The sequence below is a fragment of the Alcanivorax sp. HI0083 genome, from assembly GCF_001635175.1.
The window spans coordinates 1-3,733 of record NZ_LWFX01001062.1 but is presented as its reverse complement, the minus strand read 5'-3'; the positions used below and the strand labels follow the sequence as shown (position 1 = coordinate 3,733).

The following is a 3,733-nucleotide window of genomic DNA, read 5'->3' as shown; positions in this document are numbered from 1 at the left end:
AACAATATCGGGCCTTGCAGGCAAGCGGTCATGGCGATGTGGATCACAGTGGTCTGCTATTGGAGCTGGAAAGGCTCAATGGCGTTCGATTGTCTGCTGGCACCGGTGGGGTAGATCCCGAAGAGGAGAACGGGTAATGCCACGTTTTGCCGCCAACCTGTCCATGCTGTTCACTGAGTTACCGTTCCGGGACCGCTTTGCCGCTGCGGCGGATGCCGGCTTCAAGGGGGTGGAATATCTGTTCCCGTATGGCTGGTCTGCTGACGAGTTGGCGTCATTGCTGGCGGAGAACGGGCTGACCCAGGTGCTATTCAACTTGCCTGCCGGGGACTGGGATGCCGGAGAGCGCGGCATTGCGTGTTTGCCGGATCGGGTGGAGGCGTTTCGCGAAGGTGTGTTTACCGCCATGGACTACGCCGAGGCGCTGGGCTGTGGGCAGATGAACTGTCTGGCGGGCCTGAAACCGGCAGCGCTGCCGTCAGAGGTGGCCTTTGCAACCCTGGTGGAGAACCTGCGTTTTGCTGCGGACCTGTTCGCCGCCAAGGGGCTGACCCTGACACTGGAAGCGATCAACTCCCGGGTGGATATGCCCGGTTTTCTGGTGGATACCTCGGCCATGGCCATGGCGGTGATTGAGGCGGCGGGCCGCGACAATATCCGCCTGCAATACGATCTTTATCATATGCAGATTATGGAAGGGGATTTGTGCCGTTCCCTTTCGCGACTTTGTCCCCATATAGGACATATTCAGTTTGCCGATAATCCCGGGCGCCATGAGCCGGGCAGCGGCGAAATTCATTTTGATACCGTGTTTGCTCACATCGACTCGCTGGATTATGCGGGCTGGGTGAGTGCGGAGTACCGGCCCCGGGCCGACACGATAACCAGCCTGGGCTGGTTTAACGCAACCAAACAGGAACCGTGATGCAATTCAATTGGGGTGGAAAGATCATCCTTGGCCTGCTCGGCATGCTGGCGGGCGGGCCCATTGGCTTGGGTATCGGCGTGCTGATTGGGCATATGCTCGACAAGGGCGCCGAACGGGTACAGACCTTTAACCCGTTTCGGCCCTATGGCCCGGGCGAACAGTCACAGATTCAGACAGCGCTGTTCGATACGGCGTTTTCGATCATGGGGCACCTGGCCAAGGCCGATGGCCGTGTCAGCGAAGACGAAATTGCACAGGCCAGGGCGGTGATGGATCGCATGCAGCTGTCTGAAGAGCAGCGCAAGCAGGCCATTGCCTTGTTTAACCAGGGCAAGCAGGACGATTTTCCGCTGGACCAAACCGTGGCCGCGTTTGCGACAAGCGTGAAGCATCGCAAACAACTGATTCTGGTATTGCTGGAAATTCTGCTGCAAACCGCGCTGGCCGATGGCGAACTGGACCCGGCCGAAGAAGCGATTCTGGTGCGGGTGGCGGAAGGCCTGGGTGTGCCGCGCGCCCAGTTTCAGCAGATCCTCAACATGCTGCTGGCCCAGGCGCAATTTTCCGGCGCCCGCGGTGGGCATTCCTACCAGGGTGGCCAGCAGGCAGCCGGACCATCACGTCCGTCCCTGTCGCAGGCGTATCAGGTGCTGGGCATCACTGGTAGCGCCAGTAATCAGGAGGTCAAAAAGACCTACCGCAAACTGATGAGCCAGCACCACCCGGACAAGCTGGCCGCCAAAGGCGTGCCGGAAGAAATGATTCGCGTGGCCACGGAAAAAACCGCGGAAATCAGCAAGGCCTACGAAATGATTAAGGAACACCGCGGCTTTAAATAAGGTTCTTCGCGGATTAGCGTGAAAAACGCCGTTATGCCTGGTTGACCATAGAGTTGCCAGAAATGCCGGCGTTGCCGGATGCCAAACGCCTGATGCCGGACGTTAAATCAGGCCCCTGATGCTCTGGAAGGTTGAAGCGACGAACTGGGGAGTCTCTGTAGCACGCCCAACAGCGCTGATTTTTTTGTGGGAGTGATGCTTGCATCACGAATAAGGTTGGTGGATTACAGGCTCCTTCACGATGCCAGAACCCCTTCCTATATTAGCGTGGGCGTTTTTTAGGGGCTGCCTGGCATCAAAACTCGCCGGTCAAACGCTGATAATACATTATGCAGGCGACGCTCGATGCTCGTTTCCTCGTCAGGCATTCGGCGTTTAGCATCCGGCAACGTGCGAGACATTCACGACAAATCAAGCCAACTGCTAGAAACGTGATATTCCCTCAAATCCCCGATGAACCTTAAATAAACGCAACAGGGCTCACGCAACAAGCAACACGCCGGGAGTTTGGCGTGTTGCTTGTTGCGTGAAGCCTGTGGCGTTTCCCGATTCAATAACTGGCGCTGGGGAGCCGGTCGATTTTCGGAATCGACCAGCCGCTGCTGACCAGATCGGATTCCCCGGACCACCAGCGATTCAGCAAGCGCGTTGGCAGATCCGCGCGGGCGCGGCCGCTAAGCCGTTGCAGGGCTTCATGGTAGGCGGGCTGGTAGCGCAAGCGTTCGGGTAGCCGGCAGGTCAGGTCCATTAGCCGGTGAATGTGTTTCTGGTAGCTGCGATGGGCATCAAGTCCCGTTTGTGGCAACCGAAACTGTTCGCGCAGGTGTTCGGGAATCTGAAAAGACGCCAGGCCAAGATAACTCCCGTAGGGGAGCCGGCCGGGGTAACCCTGTTCGCGTATCAGGGTATGGCCAAGCTGGCGGCGATGGCGGGGAATGTCGCCGTTGCGGGCCAGCCGTTTGCTCCACCAGCGTTGGTGTGCATGCCAGTGCACCGGTAATCGCTGTGGGGGTATGCCCATGGCTTCGGCCATCACCATGGTCTCTTCGAACAGCCTTTCCTGGTGGGCGGTGGACAGCGGTTCAATAACGCTTTGATAGATCCGCAGGCACGAATCCATCCACGCGGTAAGCATGTACAACAGGGTGTCGCTGTCTTCCACATCGAACAGGGTTTTGCGGCGGGTACAGGGGCTTTGCAGGGTCAGTAACGCCTGGTCCAGATTGCCAAAAACCAGCTTCAGCATAAATACCTGCGTGTGTTGCAGGCGCTGCATCATGTCGTTTCCGGATGTGGTCAGTTGCGCTGTGCGGCTGTCTGCCAGCGCCAGGAGTAATACGCGACCTTGTGCCAGGCACATGAGGTTTTCGCGCATCAGTTGCCAGCATATGGAACCGGGGCCGAACAGGCCGGCATCAGGGTGGTGGCAGCGGTCGGTGATGCGCATCAAGCCGTGTTCCTGATGATCTCGGGTGATTAATTTCGGTAATGCCATGTGCATGCCTCCGTGGTGCAGATGGATAGGATTTACCGACTACCACCAAACACTGCAGGACAAGGCTGCAGGGGGACAACGTAGTGCAGATTTCGACATGGCCGTACCGCCATGCTCACTTTTATCTTACGGCCACGGGCGATTGAATCTAATCAGAAAATGTGGTGATTTGAGCGTTAAGGGGAACGGTGAACCGTTTCTGCTTGTCGCATAAACAGGGCCGGTCGTATTGGGCTGGCTTGCCATTTCCATTTAAGGAGCGACTTTCATGTTGGGCGAAAATCACAGCATTCATCACGAATTTCCCGATGTTCACCAGAAGATAGACGAGCTTGCTAACGCCGACCCCTCGTTCAAGGCGTTGATTCTGGAGCACGATAAACTGGACAAAAAGATACGGGGGCTGGAGATGCGCGAGAGCCCGATTTCGGATCCTGAGATGGAACGGCTAAAGCAGGACCGCATACGGCT

At 57.2% G+C, this 3,733-nt stretch carries 4 protein-coding genes; 3 read left to right on the top strand and 1 reads right to left on the bottom strand.

The window, feature by feature from the left end; translation table 11 throughout:
- The first annotated feature begins 136 nt into the window (after positions 1–136).
- Both hyi and djlA read left to right on the top strand, forming a co-directional pair.
- Positions 137–925, top strand: a complete 789-nt coding sequence (gene hyi, locus A3754_RS13985) for a hydroxypyruvate isomerase (RefSeq protein ID WP_063520185.1) — start codon at positions 137–139, stop codon at positions 923–925.
- A complete protein-coding gene (gene djlA / locus A3754_RS13980) occupies positions 925–1,767 on the top strand; it encodes a co-chaperone DjlA (protein ID WP_063520184.1) in 843 nt (280 codons plus the stop codon). The genes hyi and djlA overlap by 1 nt, the downstream gene beginning before the upstream one ends.
- 550 nt (positions 1,768–2,317) lie before the next feature.
- Here the strand turns inward: djlA and A3754_RS13975 are convergent.
- Positions 2,318–3,262, bottom strand: coding sequence for an oxygenase MpaB family protein (locus tag A3754_RS13975; RefSeq protein ID WP_231880632.1), 945 nt, complete (start codon positions 3,260–3,262; stop codon positions 2,318–2,320).
- 268 nt (positions 3,263–3,530) lie between these two features.
- On the opposite strand from A3754_RS13975, the gene A3754_RS13970 reads away from it, so the two are divergent.
- Positions 3,531–3,733, top strand: a 203-nt coding sequence (locus A3754_RS13970) for a YdcH family protein (RefSeq protein ID WP_063520182.1), incomplete at its 3' end; no start/stop codon positions are given.

What these genes read in the sequence shown, in the direction of transcription:
- hyi (WP_063520185.1), top strand. Translation starts at nt 137, where the DNA reads ATGCCACGTTTTGCCGCCAACCTGTCCATGCTGTTCACTGAGTTACCG.
- A3754_RS13975 (WP_231880632.1), bottom strand. Translation starts at nt 3,262, where the DNA reads ATGGCATTACCGAAATTAATCACCCGAGATCATCAGGAACACGGCTTG.
- djlA (WP_063520184.1), top strand. Translation starts at nt 925, where the DNA reads ATGCAATTCAATTGGGGTGGAAAGATCATCCTTGGCCTGCTCGGCATG.